Source organism: Streptococcus sp. GMD5S, from assembly GCF_000298715.2.
Lineage (GTDB): Bacteria > Bacillota > Bacilli > Lactobacillales > Streptococcaceae > Streptococcus.
On record NZ_AJRG02000053.1, the window covers coordinates 1 to 1,000 of the forward strand.

Below are 1,000 nucleotides of genomic sequence, written 5' to 3' on the forward strand. Positions count from 1 at the left end.
GTTTTCTGGACAATTGTTCAAACCCTCTTTTTACTCTTGTTTGCACCCTTGTTTTTAGCCATGGGCTATGGCTTGCCAGTCTTTCTCGTCTATGTGCTTTTATTAGGAGCTGGGAAATACCTCCTTTTTCGCCAAAAAGCCAGCAAATTTTTCACTGAAACTGGGCTGGATTGGGATTATGTCATTGCCCAAGAAAGCAAGCGCAAGCAAGTTTTGCTTCGTTTCTTTGCTCTCTTTACTCAGGTCAAGGGCGTTTCAAATAGTGTCAAACGTCGCGCTTATCTGGATTTCATCCTTAAAGCAGTTCAGAAAGTGCCGAGCAAGATTTGGCAAAACCTCTATCTCCGTTCTTACTTGCGAAATGGAGACCTCTTTGCCCTCAGTTTGCGTCTTTTGCTCCTATCCTTGTTAGCTTTGCTCTTTATCGAGCAATCTTGGATTGCGACAGCAGTGGTGGTTCTATTTAACTACCTCTTGCTCTTTCAGTTACTGGCCCTCTATCATGCCTTTGACTACCAATACTTGACCCAGCTCTTTCCACTAGAAAAAGGGGAGAAGGAGAAAGGGTTGAAACAGATTGTAGTCGGTGTGGGAAGTGCAGTTCTTTTGTTAGAATTACTGGTCGGAGCAGTGGTTTTTCAAGAGAAAATAGCCTTGTTGGCTCTTGTAGGGGCTAGTCTCTTCCTACAATTGTTTTATTTGCCTTACCAACTAAAAAGATTGGTTGACGAATAGACCAAAAACTAGTAGAATAGTAAGGAAACTTTATACGGAGGAAAGAAATGGACTTGGGTGATAATGAGCTAACGCTGACCCCTATCCCTGGGAAGAGCGGCAAAGCTTATATGGGAAGCTACCCTGATGGGAAGCGCGTCTTTGTAAAAATGAACACCTCTCCAATCCTACCTGGCCTAGCCAGAGAACAAATCGCTCCTCAATTACTATGGACTCGTCGTTTGCCAGATGGCCGTGATATGTGTGCTCAGGAATGGCTGACGGG

At 44.2% G+C, this 1,000-nt stretch carries 1 protein-coding gene and 1 pseudogene; both read left to right on the forward strand.

Annotated elements, in window-relative coordinates; translation table 11 throughout:
* The coding region (locus tag GMD5S_RS10330; RefSeq protein WP_016893886.1) for an ABC transporter permease at positions 1-735 on the forward strand (735 nt) is incomplete at its 5' end.
* A gap of 47 nt (positions 736-782) precedes the next feature.
* Positions 783-1,000, forward strand: a pseudogene (locus tag GMD5S_RS0209730) (cell cycle regulator CcrZ); the annotation flags it as partial.